This is a genomic window from Serratia sp. D1N4 (assembly GCF_054552755.1).
On sequence record NZ_CM137274.1, the window covers coordinates 1 to 15,558 of the forward strand.

Below are 15,558 nucleotides of genomic sequence, written 5' to 3' on the forward strand. Positions count from 1 at the left end.
TATCTGGCCGTTTGCTTATCTACTGAGCAAACGGCCGCTGACATCATTCCACGCCTGAATTATCATAGTCGCCTCATGGGCCAGCAAGGTTTTGGCTTGCTGTTCCACTTCTGTCAGAGGATTCCGTTGTGCAAAAAAAATTAGATTCGCTGCTCTCAGCGGCAGGAATTGCGCTTCCCGATCAACAAAAACAGCAATTGCTGGGTTATGTCGGTATGCTCGACAAGTGGAACAAAGCCTATAACCTCACTTCGGTGCGTGATCCGCAGCAAATGTTGGTGCGCCATATTCTCGATAGCATCGTGGTTAACCCTCATCTGCAAGGTTCACGTTTTATCGATGTCGGTACTGGCCCAGGACTACCGGGGATCCCGTTGGCGATCGTGCGGCCAGACTCACATTTCACGCTGTTAGACAGCCTGGGCAAGCGCGTACGCTTCCTGCGCCAGGTACAGCATGAACTGGGGCTGAAAAATATCGAACCGGTACAGAGCCGTGTGGAAGACTTTCCGGCAGAGCCACCGTTTGATGGGGTGATCAGCCGAGCCTTTGCTTCGTTGCAGGATATGCTGGCCTGGTGCCATCACTTGCCAGCAAAAGGGCAGGGGCGTTTTTATGCGCTGAAAGGTGTTCGTCCGGAAGACGAACTGACGCAATTGCCAGAAGGTATTAGTTTGGAATCTGTAATTCGTTTGCATGTTCCTGAACTGGAAGGTGAACGGCATCTGGTAGTTCTAAAGGCAAACTAAGTTTGCTCAGAATCAAATAAGTCTCTGTTAAACGGTCGTATGGAATGTAAAGATAAGCGGGCTAATTAAATGAGCGATTTTTTAGTCAATTTACTCTTGATTAACCTAAGACGATGACTTGATTACTGACAATCGCTTAATTGCAGAATGCAATAGTCACGTTAGTAACAGTGTGCGAAAGATTCAGCCTTGTTGTCGATGTTGATTTACTGTTGCGTAATTCATCCTGAGAATGTCAATAGAAGGTTTTTCTCGGGTAGAAGGATTGTTTCTGAAGGGTTAACTTGCAATATTTTGATTTATAATAATTTTTTACCGCTCGATTAGCTAAAGACTCTGGTTACTTGGGTGGGGTATAAATCAGTGATGGTTATTATTGTGATCAGCCGCACGTTTCCTGACGCAACACTGGAATAATCAGACAATTAAACCTGTACGATTATTCCGACCGTTTTCTTGTGAAAATAGCTCGAAAAAGGGAAATTTAAATAATTGTTCACCTTTTCGCTACTTATCGATTGAATTCGTTGGAGTGGCCCGTATAATTTGCTCGTTTTTGGCTGTTTGCCCCAAAACAGCAAAAACAGTTTCATACGTCACTCAGCATACCCCTTGGGGTACGGAGAGAACAAACGTCATGTCTGTGTCCCTTTACAGCGGAAAAGTTGCACGCAAGCTGCTGTTCCTGCAGTTAATGACTTTTGTTCTGATCAGCGCTGCTTTCGGGCTGAAAAGCCTGGAATGGAGCGGTTCGGCGTTGGCGGGTGGTTTTGCTGCCTGGTTGCCTAATGCCATGTTTATGCTGTTTGCCTTGCGCCATCAGGCGCAAACGCCAGCACCCGGTAGGGTTGCATGGTCGTTTGCTGTTGGCGAGGGTTTGAAGGTCGTGATCACCATTGTGTTGTTGATCGTGGCGCTTGGGGTGTTCAAAGCGGTTTTTGTCCCGCTTGGCATAACCTATTTAGCGGTGTTAGTGGTGCAGATAGTGGCACCGACCGTGATTAACCGTTACCGAACTTAACTCAATAAAGGGTAAGAGGCATCATGTCTGCAGGAGCAATCAACACTCCACAGGAGTATATCGGTCACCATCTGACGCATCTTCAGATCGGGACGGGATTCTGGTCGATTAACCTCGACTCAATGTTTTTCTCCGTTGTTCTCGGGGTTGTCTTCCTGGCAATTTTCCGCAAAGTGGCCAAAAGCGCCACCAGCGGCGTTCCCGGCAAGCTGCAAACCGCTGTTGAACTGCTTGTTGGGTTTGTCGACAACAGCGTGAAAGATATGTATCACGGTAAGAGCAAGGTGATCGCACCGTTGGCGCTGACCGTGTTCGTCTGGGTGTTCCTGATGAACATGATGGACCTGATTCCGGTAGATTTCCTGCCGCACCTCGGTACGATGGCAGGCCTGCCTGCGCTGCGTGTGGTGCCTACCGCTGACGTTAACATCACGTTATCAATGGCGTTGGCCGTATTTGTCCTGATTCTGTTCTATAGCATCAAAATGAAAGGTATTGGCGGGTTTGCTAAAGAGTTAACCATGCAGCCGTTCAACCATCCGTTATTTATTCCAATCAACCTGATTCTTGAAGGTGTCAGCCTGCTGTCCAAACCTGTTTCTCTGGGTCTGCGACTGTTCGGCAACATGTATGCGGGTGAGTTGATCTTCATCCTTATTGCCGGCCTGTTGCCGTGGTGGTCACAGTGGATCCTGAGCTTGCCTTGGGCGATCTTCCACATTCTGATCATTACGCTTCAAGCCTTTATTTTCATGGTTCTGACGATTGTCTATCTGTCGATGGCATCTGAAGAGCACTGATTTTCTTAAAACACTTGCACTTTTAAACTGAAATAAACTGGAGACTGTCATGGAAAACCTGAATATGGATCTGCTGTACATGGCTGCCGCTATTATGATGGGTTTAGCGGCAATCGGTGCTGCGATCGGTATCGGCATCCTGGGTGGTAAATTCTTGGAAGGCGCTGCACGTCAGCCTGATCTGATTCCTCTGCTGCGTACACAGTTCTTTATCGTTATGGGTCTGGTTGACGCCATCCCTATGATCGCTGTTGGTCTGGGTCTGTACGTGATGTTTGCTGTCGCGTAAGTCGAGATTTTTTTCGACAAAGAAACCACATTATTAACTTTTAAAGAGGCATTGTGCTGTGAATCTTAACGCAACAATCCTCGGCCAGGCTATCTCGTTCATCCTGTTTGTCTGGTTCTGTATGAAGTATGTATGGCCGCCGATCATGGCTGCCATTGAGAAGCGTCAGAAAGAAATTGCTGACGGTCTCGCTTCTGCAGAGCGTGGCAAAAAAGATTTGGACTTAGCGCAAGCCCATGCGACCGACCAACTGAAAACTGCTAAAGCAGAAGCTCAGGTGATCATCGAGCAAGCCAACAAACGCAAAGCTCAGATCATGGATGAAGCGAAAGCAGAAGCCGAGCAGGAACGTAACAAAATCGTGGCTCAGGCTCAGGTTGAGATCGAAGCTGAACGTAAGCGCGCTCGTGAAGAGTTGCGTAAGCAAGTCGCGATGCTGGCAATTGCTGGCGCCGAGAAGATTATCGAACGTTCCGTGGATGAAGCTGCTAACAGCGACATCGTTGATAAACTGGTCGCTGAACTGTAAGGAGGGAGGGGCTGATGTCTGAATTTATCACTGTAGCTCGCCCCTACGCCAAAGCAGCTTTTGACTTTGCCGTTGAGAACCAAAGCGTAGAGCGCTGGCAGCAAATGCTGGCGTTTACTGCTGAAGTCACCCGTAATGAACAGATGGCCGAATTGCTTTCCGGTGCTGTTGCACCAGATACGCTGTCCAAAACGTTCACTGCGGTATGTGGTGATGAGCTCGACGAACATGGCCAGAACTTTATCCGCGTAATGGCCGAAAATGGACGTTTACTGGTTCTTCCTGCGGTACTGCAACAGTTCATTGAACTGCGCGCTGCGCTGGAATCCACTATCGAAGTCGACGTGCTCTCTTCGAGCGCACTGAGCGATAAACAGCAGGCCAATATTGCCGCTGCGATGGAAAAACGTCTGTCACGCAAAGTTAAGCTGAATTGCAAAATTGACAAGTCTGTACTGGCCGGCGTAATTATCCGTGCTGGCGATATGGTGATTGATGGCAGCGTTCGCGGTCGTCTTGAACGCCTGGCAGACGTCTTGCAGTCTTAAGGGGACTGGAGCATGCAACTGAATTCCACCGAAATCAGCGAACTGATCAAGCAGCGCATTGCTCAGTTCAATGTGGTGAGCGAAGCTCACAATGAAGGTACTATCGTTTCCGTCAGTGACGGGATCATCCGCGTACACGGTCTGGCCGATGTTATGCAGGGCGAGATGATCGCACTGCCAGGCAACCGTTATGCAATCGCATTGAACCTGGAGCGTGACTCCGTAGGTGCCGTGGTAATGGGTCCGTACGCGGATCTGGCCGAAGGCATGAAGGTAAAATGTACCGGCCGTATCCTGGAAGTTCCGGTTGGCCGTGGCCTGCTGGGCCGCGTGGTCAACACTCTGGGTGCACCTATCGACGGTAAAGGCGCGGTTGAGCATGACGGTTTCTCACCGGTTGAAACCATCGCACCTGGCGTTATCGAGCGTCAGTCGGTCGATCAGCCTGTACAGACGGGTTATAAGTCTGTTGATGCCATGATCCCAATCGGCCGTGGCCAGCGTGAGCTGGTGATCGGTGACCGTCAAACCGGTAAAACCGCTCTGGCGATCGATGCGATCATCAACCAGCGCGACTCCGGTATCAAATGTGTTTACGTGGCTATCGGCCAGAAAGCGTCCACCATCGCTAACGTGGTGCGCAAACTGGAAGATCACGGTGCACTGGCCAACACCATCGTGGTTGTGGCTACCGCATCTGAATCTGCTGCACTGCAATACCTGGCTCCGTATGCCGGTTGCGCAATGGGTGAATACTTCCGTGACCGCGGTGAAGATGCTCTGATTGTTTACGATGACCTGTCCAAACAGGCCGTTGCTTATCGTCAGATTTCCCTGCTGCTTCGTCGTCCACCAGGTCGTGAAGCTTATCCTGGTGACGTATTCTATCTGCACTCCCGTTTGTTGGAGCGTGCAGCGCGTGTTAACGCTGAATACGTTGAAGCCTTCACCAAAGGTGAAGTTAAAGGGAAAACTGGCTCACTGACCGCTCTGCCGATCATTGAAACCCAGGCGGGTGACGTTTCCGCGTTCGTTCCGACCAACGTAATTTCGATTACCGATGGTCAGATCTTCCTGGAATCCAACCTGTTTAACTCCGGTATCCGTCCGGCAGTTAACCCAGGCATCTCCGTATCTCGTGTGGGTGGTGCAGCACAGACCAAGATCATGAAAAAACTGTCCGGTGGTATTCGTACCGCACTGGCACAGTATCGTGAACTGGCTGCGTTCTCTCAGTTCGCTTCCGATCTGGACGATGCAACCCGCAAACAGCTGAGCCATGGTCAGAAAGTGACCGAGCTGCTGAAACAGAAACAGTATGCGCCGATGTCTGTCGCACAACAGTCTCTGGTGCTGTTTGCTGCCGAGCGTGGCTACCTGAACGACGTTGAAGTCGCGAAAGTCGTGAGCTTCGAAGCCGCTCTGGTTGCTTATGCGGATCGCGAGCATGCCGAGCTGCTGAACCACATCAACCAAACTGGTGCTTATAACGATGAGATCGAAGGCAAGCTGAAAGGCATCCTCGATAGCTTCAAGGCAACCCAGTCCTGGTAACGCATAGCGGCCTGCTGTTGAAAGACGGCAGGCCGCTGGCAATGAGGAGAAGCAGAGATGGCCGGCGCAAAAGAGATACGTAGTAAGATCGCTAGCGTGCAAAACACGCAAAAGATCACTAAAGCGATGGAGATGGTCGCCGCCTCCAAAATGCGTAAATCGCAGGAACGCATGGCGGCCAGCCGTCCTTATGCAGAAACCATGCGCGAGGTGATCGGTCACCTGGCGTTAGGGAATCTGGAATACAAGCACCCGTACCTGGATGAGCGTGACGTTAAGCGCGTCGGGTATCTGGTGGTGTCTACTGACCGTGGTCTCTGCGGTGGCTTGAACATCAACCTGTTCAAGAAGCTGCTGGCAGAGATGAAAGGCTGGTCTGAAAAAGGCGTCGAAGCTGATTTGGCGCTGGTTGGCTCAAAAGCGGCCTCTTTCTTTGGTTCCGTGGGTGGCAAAGTCGTTGCCCAGGTGACCGGCATGGGGGATAACCCTTCTCTGTCGGACTTGATCGGTCCAGTGAAAGTGATGCTGCAAGCCTACGACGAAGGTCGTTTGGACAAGCTGTACATCGTCAGCAACAAATTTGTTAATACGATGTCCCAGGAACCGCAGATACTGCAACTTCTGCCATTGCCGCCTTCCGATGACGGTGAACTGAAGAAAAAATCCTGGGATTACCTGTATGAACCCGATCCAAAAGTGCTGCTTGATACCTTGCTGCGCCGCTATGTGGAATCGCAAGTTTATCAGGGCGTCGTGGAAAACCTGGCCAGCGAGCAGGCCGCACGAATGGTCGCGATGAAAGCCGCAACCGATAACGGCGGTAGCCTGATCAAAGAGCTGCAGTTGGTATACAACAAGGCGCGTCAGGCCAGCATCACTCAGGAACTCACCGAGATCGTTTCGGGAGCCTCCGCGGTTTAAGCTAGGTTTACGAATTACGTAGAGGATTCAAGATGGCTACTGGAAAGATTATCCAGGTAATCGGCGCCGTAGTGGACGTCGAGTTCCCTCAGGATGCCGTACCAAAAGTGTACGATGCTCTTGAGGTCGAAAACGGCACCGAGACACTGGTGCTGGAAGTTCAGCAACAGCTGGGTGGTGGCGTGGTTCGCTGTATCGCCATGGGGACCTCAGACGGTCTGCGTCGCGGTTTGAAAGTGACTAACCTGCAGCACCCAATTGAAGTACCGGTAGGTAAAGCTACCCTGGGTCGTATCATGAACGTATTGGGTCAACCAATCGACATGAAGGGCGACATCGGCGAAGAAGAGCGTTGGGCGATTCACCGTCCGGCACCAAGCTACGAAGAGCTGTCCAGCTCCCAGGATTTGCTGGAAACCGGTATCAAAGTAATGGACCTGATCTGCCCGTTCGCCAAGGGTGGTAAAGTTGGTCTGTTCGGTGGTGCGGGTGTAGGTAAAACCGTAAACATGATGGAGCTGATCCGTAACATCGCGATCGAGCACTCCGGTTATTCGGTGTTTGCGGGCGTGGGTGAACGTACTCGTGAGGGTAACGACTTCTACCACGAAATGAACGACTCCAACGTACTGGACAAAGTTTCCCTGGTTTACGGCCAGATGAACGAGCCACCAGGTAACCGTCTGCGCGTTGCGCTGACTGGCCTGACCATGGCTGAGAAGTTCCGTGACGAAGGTCGTGACGTTCTGCTGTTCGTGGATAACATTTACCGTTATACCCTGGCCGGTACCGAAGTGTCCGCACTTCTGGGCCGTATGCCATCGGCGGTAGGTTATCAGCCAACGCTGGCGGAAGAGATGGGCGTTCTGCAAGAACGTATCACCTCAACCAAGACCGGTTCTATCACTTCCGTACAGGCCGTTTACGTTCCTGCGGATGACTTGACTGACCCGTCACCAGCCACCACCTTTGCTCACTTGGATGCAACCGTGGTACTGAGCCGTAACATCGCTTCTCTGGGTATCTACCCGGCCGTTGACCCGCTGGACTCTACCAGCCGTCAGTTGGATCCGCTGGTAGTTGGTCAGGAGCACTACGACGTAGCGCGTGGCGTGCAGTCTATTCTGCAACGCTATCAGGAACTGAAAGATATTATCGCGATCCTGGGTATGGACGAGCTGTCAGAAGACGACAAGCTGGTGGTATCCCGTGCGCGTAAAATCCAACGTTTCCTGTCTCAGCCGTTCTTCGTGGCAGAAGTCTTCACCGGTTCTCCGGGCAAGTTCGTATCGCTGAAAGACACCATCCGTGGTTTCAAAGGCATTATGGACGGCGACTATGACCACCTGCCGGAGCAGGCGTTCTACATGGTTGGCACCATTGAAGAAGCAGTGGAAAAAGCCAAGAAACTGTAACGCCTTGAGAAGGAGGGTGATATGGCTATGACTTACCATCTGGATGTTGTCAGCGCGGAAAAGAAGATGTTTTCCGGCCTGGTGCAGAAGATCCAGGTGACAGGCAGCGAAGGCGAACTGGGGATTTTCCCTGGCCATGCGCCGCTGCTGACTGCCATCAAGCCTGGCATGGTGCGTATTGTTAAACAGCACGGTGAAGAAGAGTTCATCTACCTGTCCGGCGGTATCCTTGAGGTACAGCCGAGCGTGGTCACCGTGTTGGCGGACACTGCCATCCGTGGAACGGACCTCGACGAAGCAAGAGCGCTGGAAGCGAAGCGTAAAGCTGAAGAGCACATCCGTAGCTCTCATGGCGACGTCGACTATGCTCAGGCATCCGCTGAACTGGCGAAAGCGATCGCGAAACTGCGCGTTATCGAACTCACCAGAAAAGCGATGTAAAATCCGAGAGTTGCATATAACTCTCAGAATAAGAAAGCGGCCCATGTGGTCGCTTTTTTTTTGCTTTAAAATAAGCGTTTCAACCGGGCCGGCATTGTGCTGTATTAGCGCTACCAGTGGAATTAAGCGTCTCCGATCGCCGACAGTTTTTCTGCTGTAAAATGGGATCGGCTCGATTAGCGGCACGCCTAGAGCCATGCGGCCTGTGCTGAATTCGTGCAGAGAAATATGTAGTATTTTCATCACCAAACGGTTTTACTTCCGTCTATCAAAATGGAGTTATCAGGTTGCTTATGTCGAACAGCGCAATGAGCGTGGTTATCCTCGCCGCGGGCAAGGGAACACGCATGTATTCCGATCTTCCCAAAGTGTTACATCCGTTGGCGGGCAAGCCGATGGTGCAGCACGTCATTGATGCAGCCATGAAGCTGGGCGCGCAGAATGTCCATCTGGTCTATGGTCACGGTGGAGAACTGCTGAAAAGCAGATTGAAGGATGAGGCGCTGAACTGGGTGCTACAGGCAGAACAGTTGGGAACCGGCCATGCGATGCAGCAGGCGGCCCCGCATTTTGCTGATGATGAAGACATTCTGATGCTGTACGGCGACGTTCCATTGATCTCAGTTGATACGCTGACGCGCCTGTTGGCGGCAAAACCGCAGGGCGGCATTGGTCTGCTGACGGTAAAGCTGGACGATCCAAGCGGCTATGGTCGTATTGTGCGTAATAATGGTGATGTCGTCGGTATCGTAGAGCATAAAGATGCTAGCGATGAGCAGCGCCAGATTAATGAAATCAACACCGGCATCCTGGTGGCTAATGGCGGCGATCTGAAGCGCTGGCTGGGGATGCTGAACAATGATAATGCGCAGGGTGAGTTCTACATCACCGATATTATCGCCTTGGCTCATGCCGACGGTAAAAAGATTGAAACGGTACATCCTTCGCGCCTAAGCGAAGTTGAAGGTGTGAATAACCGCCTGCAATTGTCGCAGCTGGAGCGTTTCTATCAGGCCGAACAGGCTGAAAAACTGCTGCTGGCGGGTGTCATGCTGCTGGATCCGGCGCGTTTCGACCTGCGTGGCGAACTGGAGCATGGCCGCGATATCTCCATTGATGCCAACGTCATTATTGAAGGCAAGGTTAAGCTGGGTCATCGCGTGAAGATTGGTGCCGGTTGCGTGCTGAAAAACTGCGTGATTGGCGATGACTGTGAGATCAGCCCTTACAGCGTGCTGGAAGATGCACTGCTGGAAACAGCTTGTACCGTTGGCCCGTTTGCTCGCCTGCGTCCTGGTGCAGAATTAGCTGAAGGCGCGCACGTCGGCAACTTCGTGGAAATCAAGAAAGCGCGGTTGGGTAAAGGTTCCAAAGCGGGTCATCTGAGCTATCTGGGTGATGCCGAGATCGGTGCGGATGTGAATATCGGTGCCGGGACTATCACTTGTAACTACGACGGTGCCAACAAATACAAGACTATTATTGGTGACGGCGTGTTCGTTGGTTCTGATACCCAGCTGGTAGCTCCGGTGTCGGTGGGTAAAGGTGCCACTATCGCTGCTGGTACGACGGTTACCCAAGATATCGCTGAAGATGAATTGGTGCTGAGCCGCGTTAAGCAGGTGCATATTCAAGGCTGGCAGCGCCCGGTGAAGAAAAAGTAATTTACCCTTCATATTTCGAGCCGCAGCGTTGTTGGCTTCATGCCTGAACCCCAGTCACTTACCTTGGTAAGCTCCTGGGGATTCAGGCCCTTGCCGCTTAGCTGCAACTCGAAATCTATTGGGTAAATTAGTGCAGGTGAAATAGTGTGTTTTGTGTTGGGTTTCGTTAAGGAATTCAAGACAAAACATAATAACCCCACCCTCTACAGGCTCGGGGATGCACGGTAAAAAACCGGCAAAATCAGGTCAAGGCATCGAAAGCGCCCCGAAAGGCGTTTAATTAGGAATACAAACTGATGTGTGGAATTGTAGGCGCAGTAGCGCAACGTGATATTGCAGAAATCCTGTTGGAAGGTTTACGTCGTTTGGAATACCGTGGTTATGACTCTGCGGGTTTAGCCGTGGTTGATGCCGAAGGTAACGTCAGCCGTTTACGCCGTGTCGGCAAGGTGCAAAAACTGGCCGAAGCGGCAGAACATCATGCTCTGCACGGGGGAACCGGTATTGCTCACACCCGTTGGGCAACGCACGGTGAACCTACCGAAGCGAATGCGCATCCTCATATTTCTGATTACATCACCGTGGTGCATAACGGCATCATCGAAAACCACGAACCGCTGCGTGAACTGCTGATCGAACGCGGTTACCGCTTCAGCTCAGAAACCGATACCGAAGTGATTGCTCACTTGGTGCATTGGGAGCAGAAGCAGGGCGGTACGTTGCTGGACGTGGTTCAGCGCGTGATCCCGCAACTGCGTGGCGCGTACGGCGCGGTGGTGATGGATAGCCGCGATCCTAGCGTGCTGGTCGCCGCTCGTTCAGGCAGCCCGCTGGTGATTGGTCGTGGCGTAGGTGAAAACTTTATTGCTTCCGATCAACTGGCATTACTGCCGGTGACTCGCCGCTTTATCTTCCTGGAAGAAGGCGACGTAGTGGAAGTAACCCGCCGCACGGTCAACATTTTTGACAAGCAGGGTAACGCCATTGAGCGCCCAGAGATTGAATCTCAGGTGCAATACGATGCTGGTGATAAAGGCGCCTACCGTCACTACATGCAGAAAGAGATTTTTGAACAGCCAATGGCGTTGAAAAACACCCTCGAGGGGCGTTTCAGCCATGGTCAGATCAACCTGAGCGAGTTGGGTCCGCGCGCTGATGAACTGCTGGCAAAAGTGCAGCACGTACAGATTATCGCCTGTGGTACCTCTTATCACTCCGGCATGGTGGCACGTTACTGGTTCGAATCGCTGGCTGGTGTGCCTTGTGACGTGGAAATCGCTTCTGAATTCCGTTATCGCAAATCCGCTGTGCGTCCTGGTAGCCTGATCGTCACCCTGTCTCAGTCCGGTGAAACCGCCGATACGCTGGCCGCGCTGCGTCTGTCGAAAGAAGTGGGCTACCTGGGTTCACTGGCGGTGTGTAACGTGGCTGGTTCTTCTCTGGTGCGTGAATCCGATCTGGCACTGATGACCAAAGCGGGTACTGAAATCGGTGTGGCATCAACCAAAGCCTTTACCACTCAGCTTGCCGTGTTGTTGATGCTGGTGGCGCGTATTGGCCGCCTGAAGGGTATGGCTGAAAGCGTTGAGCATGAAATTGTCCACGGCCTGCAGGCGTTGCCAGCACGTATAGAGCAGATGCTGTCGCTGGATAAGAGCATTGAAGCGCTGGCGGAAGGTTTCTCCGACAAGCATCACGCGCTGTTCCTTGGCCGTGGCGATCAATATCCGATCGCAATGGAAGGGGCGCTGAAGCTGAAAGAAATTTCCTATATCCATGCAGAAGCTTACGCTGCGGGTGAGTTGAAACACGGTCCGTTGGCACTGATCGATGCGGATATGCCGGTGATTGTGGTGGCCCCTAATAACGAACTGCTGGAAAAACTGAAATCCAACATCGAAGAAGTGCGCGCGCGTGGTGGTCAACTGTACGTGTTTGCCGATCAGGATGCGGGTTTTGTCAGCAGCGAAGGAATGACTATCATTCAGTTGCCGCACGTTGAAGAAATTGTGGCACCAATTTTCTACACCGTACCATTGCAGTTGCTGTCTTATTATGTGGCGCTGATTAAGGGTACCGACGTGGATCAGCCGCGTAACCTGGCGAAGTCCGTTACCGTAGAGTGATTGGGTTCTGCCAATAACGTCAAAAACCGGCCTGTGTGCCGGTTTTTTTATCAATTTATTCAGCTTAGCAAAAAGTTAGAACCTGTGATTTATCAGCTGTATCTTAGCTTTGTTAAGATGTTTCTTGTTTTTTTGTTAATCATTCTGTTGTTTTTAACCCGATTACGTCAGTATATTAATAACTATTCTTATCTTACTTACCTGCAATTTTATAAGATGCATTAATAATGCATTAATTTTGTAGAATCGCTTCATCAATAAAAATATCCTGATTTTTCTGTGTGTTATTCAGGATGGTCTTAGGGTTAAGAAAACGATATCACTTTTATATTGAAGGTGTTGGGCGTTGCTTGCCTTGATGATGCGATTAAAATATAAATGGCTTAATGCTTAGGAAAAAACTTAGAATATGTGGTCGTAGCCTTAGTGCACAAATATCTATATGCTTTGTTAAGGTGCTGTATAATCTTAATTTGATAGAGTCAATGTGTTATTTGTGTTTTTACTTGTGTTAGACTGAGTTTATTGCCTCTTTCTTGAAGTGACGTTTTATATTTAAAAGGAATTAAAGAAAATGTGGGCAGTGGAGATTAAAGGGATTTGCAAAAACTATTTATTGGGGCAGTCCAAGGTTGAGGCATTAAGAGATATTAATATAAAAATCGCCTCGCGACGTTTCACCGTATTATCTGGTCAATCTGGGAGTGGTAAAACGACCTTATTGAATGTTATTGGTGGGATTGATTGTCCCGATCAAGGCAGCCTGGTGATTGCCGGGCAGGAAATGTCACGCTTGAATGACGATCAACGCAGTGCATTTCGCGCCCGTAACCTTGGATTTATTTTTCAGAATTTTAATTTAATCCCCGTCTTGAGCGTTTGGGAAAACGTTGAGATCCCGCTTATCTTGCAAGGTACAACGGTTGCACAGCGGAAATCCGCCATCATGAATATGCTGGAAACGGTCGGTTTGGCTGAAAAAGCACGATCGTTACCAGGGCAACTCTCTGGTGGTCAACGCCAGCGCGTCGCAATTGCCCGGGCTCTTATTCATCGCCCTTCACTGGTACTGGCCGATGAACCGACGGCTAATCTGGACAGCAAAACCGGCAACTCCATTTTGCAGTTATTGCGGCGTTTGCAGCAGGAACATTCGGTGACGGTGGTCTTTTCCTCCCATGACCCGCAGGTTATTGCAGAAGCCGACGATCTCTATCAGGTACATGATGGCAATGTTACCCGCATTGCAATGCAGTAAGTTTCCCGCTGGAGAAAAATCATTATGCAAACATTCAAGCTGGCCTTACGCAACTTACTGCGTAACAGACGGCGAACGCTATCGACCCTTTGTGCTATTACCGTTGGTGCCGTCGGCATTCTGTTATTTGGTGGCTATAACCGCTCTATTGAATACAGTCTGCAAACGACCTTTGTCCGTGATACTGGCCATCTGCAAATACAACATAAAGACTACTTGCTGAATGGTTCGGCCAACCCGGCAGAATATAGCATCAAAAACTACCAAAAAATCATGGCGCAGATTGAACAGGATCCCGAATTACGGCAGATGGTGGTAGTTAAAACTCCGGTGCTGATCCTGAATGGCATTGCCGGAAATTATGCCGCTGGCACTTCCCGCCCCGTATTGATTTATGGCAGCGAAGCGGCGGGCCAGGAAGCACTGAACAAATGGGATGAGTACCATCTCGGTAAAGGGAGACAGGAGAGGACCCTCAACGAACATGATCCTGATGCTGCGATGATCGGCGCAGGCGTGGCGCGCATGTTGCAGTTATGTGATTTTATCGCTGACCAACCCTGTGGCAGTTCGGTGACCCCGACAGAGAACAACACAACGGCTCTTCCTGACGATCTGATGCTACTCGCGCAGCAGACGCGGGAGGAAAGGAAACCATCAACCGGGGATCAAATCGAGCTGTTGGCTGCTTCGGTGGGTGGAGCACCCAATATCATTCGTGTGCAGGTTGAGGCCGTCCAGCCGCAGGCCGCCAGAGAGTTGGATGATAGCTATGTTGGTATCCATCTGGCACAAGCCCAGCAACTGGTGTTTGGTCGTGACCAAGCGGGAGTCACGGCAATTACTCTGCAACTGCGTAATACGGAACAATTGGAAGCGGCTCGCGCTCGTTTGCAACAGTTATTCAAAACCACGTTGGCCAATGAACCTCTGGCTGTTTATGACTTTTCTCAGTTGCAGCCGTTGTACAACCAGATCCTGGATATGTTCGGCAAGATATTCCATTTTCTGCTGGCTCTCATCTTGTGCATTGCGCTGTTCACCGTTGGCAACACCATGAGTATGGCGGTGCTGGAGCGCACGATTGAAATCGGTACGTTGCGGGCGGTGGGGCTGAAGCGTCAGGATATCCAGCGCCTGTTTCTGAATGAAGGCATTTTGCTGGGCATTATTGGTTGTCTGACAGGCATCATTCTTTCGCTGTTTCTGGCTTATCTCATCAATCGTTCCGGCCTGACCTGGCATCCGCCGGGGGTGATTGCACCAATCCCAATCAAGATACGGATCTGGGGGGAATGGACGATGCTGCTAAGCGTGTTGGTTATTCTGATGGTTGCCGCAGTGTCTTCATCCTGGTGGCCAGCCCGGCGAGCGGCAAACGTTCATATTGTACAAGCACTGCGCCATGCCTGATCCCATCACAATGGATGGTGGGAGGTTATTGTTTACTCACAAGGAAGATCCGCATGATGAGATTCTCATTGATCTCTGGCCTATTATTTAGCCTGTTTGCCAGCACTCAGGCATTGGCCACGCTCAGCGCTCAGGACATTTTGAAAAAAAGCGATGAGGTGCGCAACCCGAGTCGCTCTTTCAGCTTGAGCACCACCCTGGTTAGCTATAAAAGCGGCAAGCAGCATGAGACCAGCACATTGCGCCTCTATTCTCGCGCCTATCCGAGTGGCCAGTTTCGTAGCTTGGTGAAGTTTGTCAGCCCACAACGGGATGCCGGCAAGCTAACGCTGAAAAGCGGCCGCGATCTGTGGCTTTATGATCCAGCCAGCCAGGCCAGCGTGCCTATTTCACCACAGCAACGCCTGTTGGGGCAGGCCGCTAACGGTGACGTGGTGACGGCAAACTGGAATTACGATTATCAGGCCACTTTAGTGGGGGAAGAACGGGTGCTGGACGGGGAGCGACAGCAGCGGGATTGCTATCGCCTACATCTGGTGGCACAGCATCAGGACGCTGCCTATCCGTCTATGGAGCTCTGGGTGGATAAACAGGACTTCAAAAGCTGTAAAGCCGAGTTCTATGCCGTGAACGGCAATTTGCTCAAGACCACCTATTTCCGCAGTTACCAAACGGTGCTAGGGGGAAGCCGCCCAACGGAGGCGGTGATCATCGATGGGCTGAATTCGCAGTTGGTCACCGTACTCAAGCACCAGGATTTCGCCTGGTACGATGTTCCCGAAGCCTGGCTACAGCGTGATTACCTGCCGCATTTCAAGGATGACTGACGG

15 protein-coding genes are annotated in these 15,558 nt (G+C 51.1%); all 15 read left to right on the forward strand.

The window, feature by feature from the left end:
- The first annotated feature begins 128 nt into the window (after nucleotides 1–128).
- Nucleotides 129–749, forward strand: a complete 621-nt coding sequence (gene rsmG, locus ACX1CU_RS00005) for a 16S rRNA (guanine(527)-N(7))-methyltransferase RsmG (RefSeq protein ID WP_459400640.1) — start codon at nucleotides 129–131, stop codon at nucleotides 747–749.
- A 637-nt stretch (nucleotides 750–1,386) separates the two neighbouring features.
- Nucleotides 1,387–1,770, forward strand: a complete 384-nt coding sequence (gene atpI, locus ACX1CU_RS00010) for a F0F1 ATP synthase subunit I (RefSeq protein WP_459400641.1) — start codon at nucleotides 1,387–1,389, stop codon at nucleotides 1,768–1,770.
- A gap of 23 nt (nucleotides 1,771–1,793) precedes the next feature.
- A complete protein-coding gene (gene atpB / locus ACX1CU_RS00015; RefSeq protein ID WP_459400642.1) occupies nucleotides 1,794–2,570 on the forward strand; it encodes a F0F1 ATP synthase subunit A in 777 nt (258 codons plus the stop codon).
- Nucleotides 2,571–2,619: 49 nt separating this feature from the next.
- On the forward strand, nucleotides 2,620–2,859 hold the full coding sequence (gene atpE, locus ACX1CU_RS00020) for a F0F1 ATP synthase subunit C (protein ID WP_004393045.1): 240 nt from the start codon (nucleotides 2,620–2,622) through the stop codon (nucleotides 2,857–2,859).
- A gap of 58 nt (nucleotides 2,860–2,917) precedes the next feature.
- Nucleotides 2,918–3,388: a F0F1 ATP synthase subunit B gene (gene atpF / locus ACX1CU_RS00025; RefSeq protein ID WP_076943874.1), complete on the forward strand. Its 471-nt coding sequence runs from the start codon at nucleotides 2,918–2,920 to the stop codon at nucleotides 3,386–3,388.
- Nucleotides 3,389–3,402: 14 nt separating this feature from the next.
- On the forward strand, nucleotides 3,403–3,936 hold the full coding sequence (gene atpH / locus ACX1CU_RS00030) for a F0F1 ATP synthase subunit delta (protein WP_459400643.1): 534 nt from the start codon (nucleotides 3,403–3,405) through the stop codon (nucleotides 3,934–3,936).
- A 12-nt stretch (nucleotides 3,937–3,948) separates the two neighbouring features.
- Entirely contained in the window at nucleotides 3,949–5,490 is a 1,542-nt protein-coding gene (gene atpA / locus ACX1CU_RS00035) for a F0F1 ATP synthase subunit alpha (protein ID WP_459400644.1), read from the forward strand.
- A gap of 57 nt (nucleotides 5,491–5,547) precedes the next feature.
- Nucleotides 5,548–6,411 (forward strand): F0F1 ATP synthase subunit gamma, encoded by an 864-nt coding sequence (atpG, locus tag ACX1CU_RS00040; RefSeq protein ID WP_459400645.1) that lies wholly within the window; start codon nucleotides 5,548–5,550, stop codon nucleotides 6,409–6,411.
- Nucleotides 6,412–6,443: 32 nt separating this feature from the next.
- Nucleotides 6,444–7,826 (forward strand): F0F1 ATP synthase subunit beta, encoded by a 1,383-nt coding sequence (gene atpD / locus ACX1CU_RS00045; RefSeq protein ID WP_459400646.1) that lies wholly within the window; start codon nucleotides 6,444–6,446, stop codon nucleotides 7,824–7,826.
- Nucleotides 7,827–7,847: 21 nt separating this feature from the next.
- The gene (locus ACX1CU_RS00050) at nucleotides 7,848–8,267 is read left to right on the forward strand and encodes a F0F1 ATP synthase subunit epsilon (protein ID WP_459400647.1); all 420 of its coding nucleotides are present in this window, start codon (nucleotides 7,848–7,850) and stop codon (nucleotides 8,265–8,267) included.
- Between the two features lie 293 nt (nucleotides 8,268–8,560).
- On the forward strand, nucleotides 8,561–9,931 hold the full coding sequence (glmU, locus tag ACX1CU_RS00055; protein WP_459400648.1) for a bifunctional UDP-N-acetylglucosamine diphosphorylase/glucosamine-1-phosphate N-acetyltransferase GlmU: 1,371 nt from the start codon (nucleotides 8,561–8,563) through the stop codon (nucleotides 9,929–9,931).
- A 296-nt stretch (nucleotides 9,932–10,227) separates the two neighbouring features.
- Nucleotides 10,228–12,057: a glutamine--fructose-6-phosphate transaminase (isomerizing) gene (gene glmS, locus ACX1CU_RS00060; protein ID WP_459400649.1), complete on the forward strand. Its 1,830-nt coding sequence runs from the start codon at nucleotides 10,228–10,230 to the stop codon at nucleotides 12,055–12,057.
- Nucleotides 12,058–12,631: 574 nt separating this feature from the next.
- On the forward strand, nucleotides 12,632–13,315 hold the full coding sequence (locus ACX1CU_RS00065) for an ABC transporter ATP-binding protein (RefSeq protein WP_459400650.1): 684 nt from the start codon (nucleotides 12,632–12,634) through the stop codon (nucleotides 13,313–13,315).
- A gap of 24 nt (nucleotides 13,316–13,339) precedes the next feature.
- Complete coding sequence (locus ACX1CU_RS00070) at nucleotides 13,340–14,728, forward strand: ABC transporter permease (RefSeq protein WP_459400651.1); 1,389 nt, start codon at nucleotides 13,340–13,342, stop codon at nucleotides 14,726–14,728.
- A 53-nt stretch (nucleotides 14,729–14,781) separates the two neighbouring features.
- Entirely contained in the window at nucleotides 14,782–15,555 is a 774-nt protein-coding gene (locus tag ACX1CU_RS00075; RefSeq protein WP_459400652.1) for an outer membrane lipoprotein-sorting protein, read from the forward strand.
- Nucleotides 15,556–15,558 lie beyond the last annotated feature (3 nt).

Bases quoted from the DNA above. Each gene is read 5' to 3' on its own strand.
- atpI (WP_459400641.1), top strand. From the start codon at position 1,387: ATGTCTGTGTCCCTTTACAGCGGAAAAGTTGCACGCAAGCTGCTGTTC.
- atpB (WP_459400642.1), top strand. From the start codon at position 1,794: ATGTCTGCAGGAGCAATCAACACTCCACAGGAGTATATCGGTCACCAT.
- atpE (WP_004393045.1), top strand. From the start codon at position 2,620: ATGGAAAACCTGAATATGGATCTGCTGTACATGGCTGCCGCTATTATG.
- atpH (WP_459400643.1), top strand. From the start codon at position 3,403: ATGTCTGAATTTATCACTGTAGCTCGCCCCTACGCCAAAGCAGCTTTT.
- atpA (WP_459400644.1), top strand. From the start codon at position 3,949: ATGCAACTGAATTCCACCGAAATCAGCGAACTGATCAAGCAGCGCATT.
- atpG (WP_459400645.1), top strand. From the start codon at position 5,548: ATGGCCGGCGCAAAAGAGATACGTAGTAAGATCGCTAGCGTGCAAAAC.
- atpD (WP_459400646.1), top strand. From the start codon at position 6,444: ATGGCTACTGGAAAGATTATCCAGGTAATCGGCGCCGTAGTGGACGTC.
- ACX1CU_RS00050 (WP_459400647.1), top strand. From the start codon at position 7,848: ATGGCTATGACTTACCATCTGGATGTTGTCAGCGCGGAAAAGAAGATG.
- glmU (WP_459400648.1), top strand. From the start codon at position 8,561: ATGTCGAACAGCGCAATGAGCGTGGTTATCCTCGCCGCGGGCAAGGGA.
- glmS (WP_459400649.1), top strand. From the start codon at position 10,228: ATGTGTGGAATTGTAGGCGCAGTAGCGCAACGTGATATTGCAGAAATC.
- ACX1CU_RS00065 (WP_459400650.1), top strand. From the start codon at position 12,632: ATGTGGGCAGTGGAGATTAAAGGGATTTGCAAAAACTATTTATTGGGG.
- ACX1CU_RS00070 (WP_459400651.1), top strand. From the start codon at position 13,340: ATGCAAACATTCAAGCTGGCCTTACGCAACTTACTGCGTAACAGACGG.
- ACX1CU_RS00075 (WP_459400652.1), top strand. From the start codon at position 14,782: ATGATGAGATTCTCATTGATCTCTGGCCTATTATTTAGCCTGTTTGCC.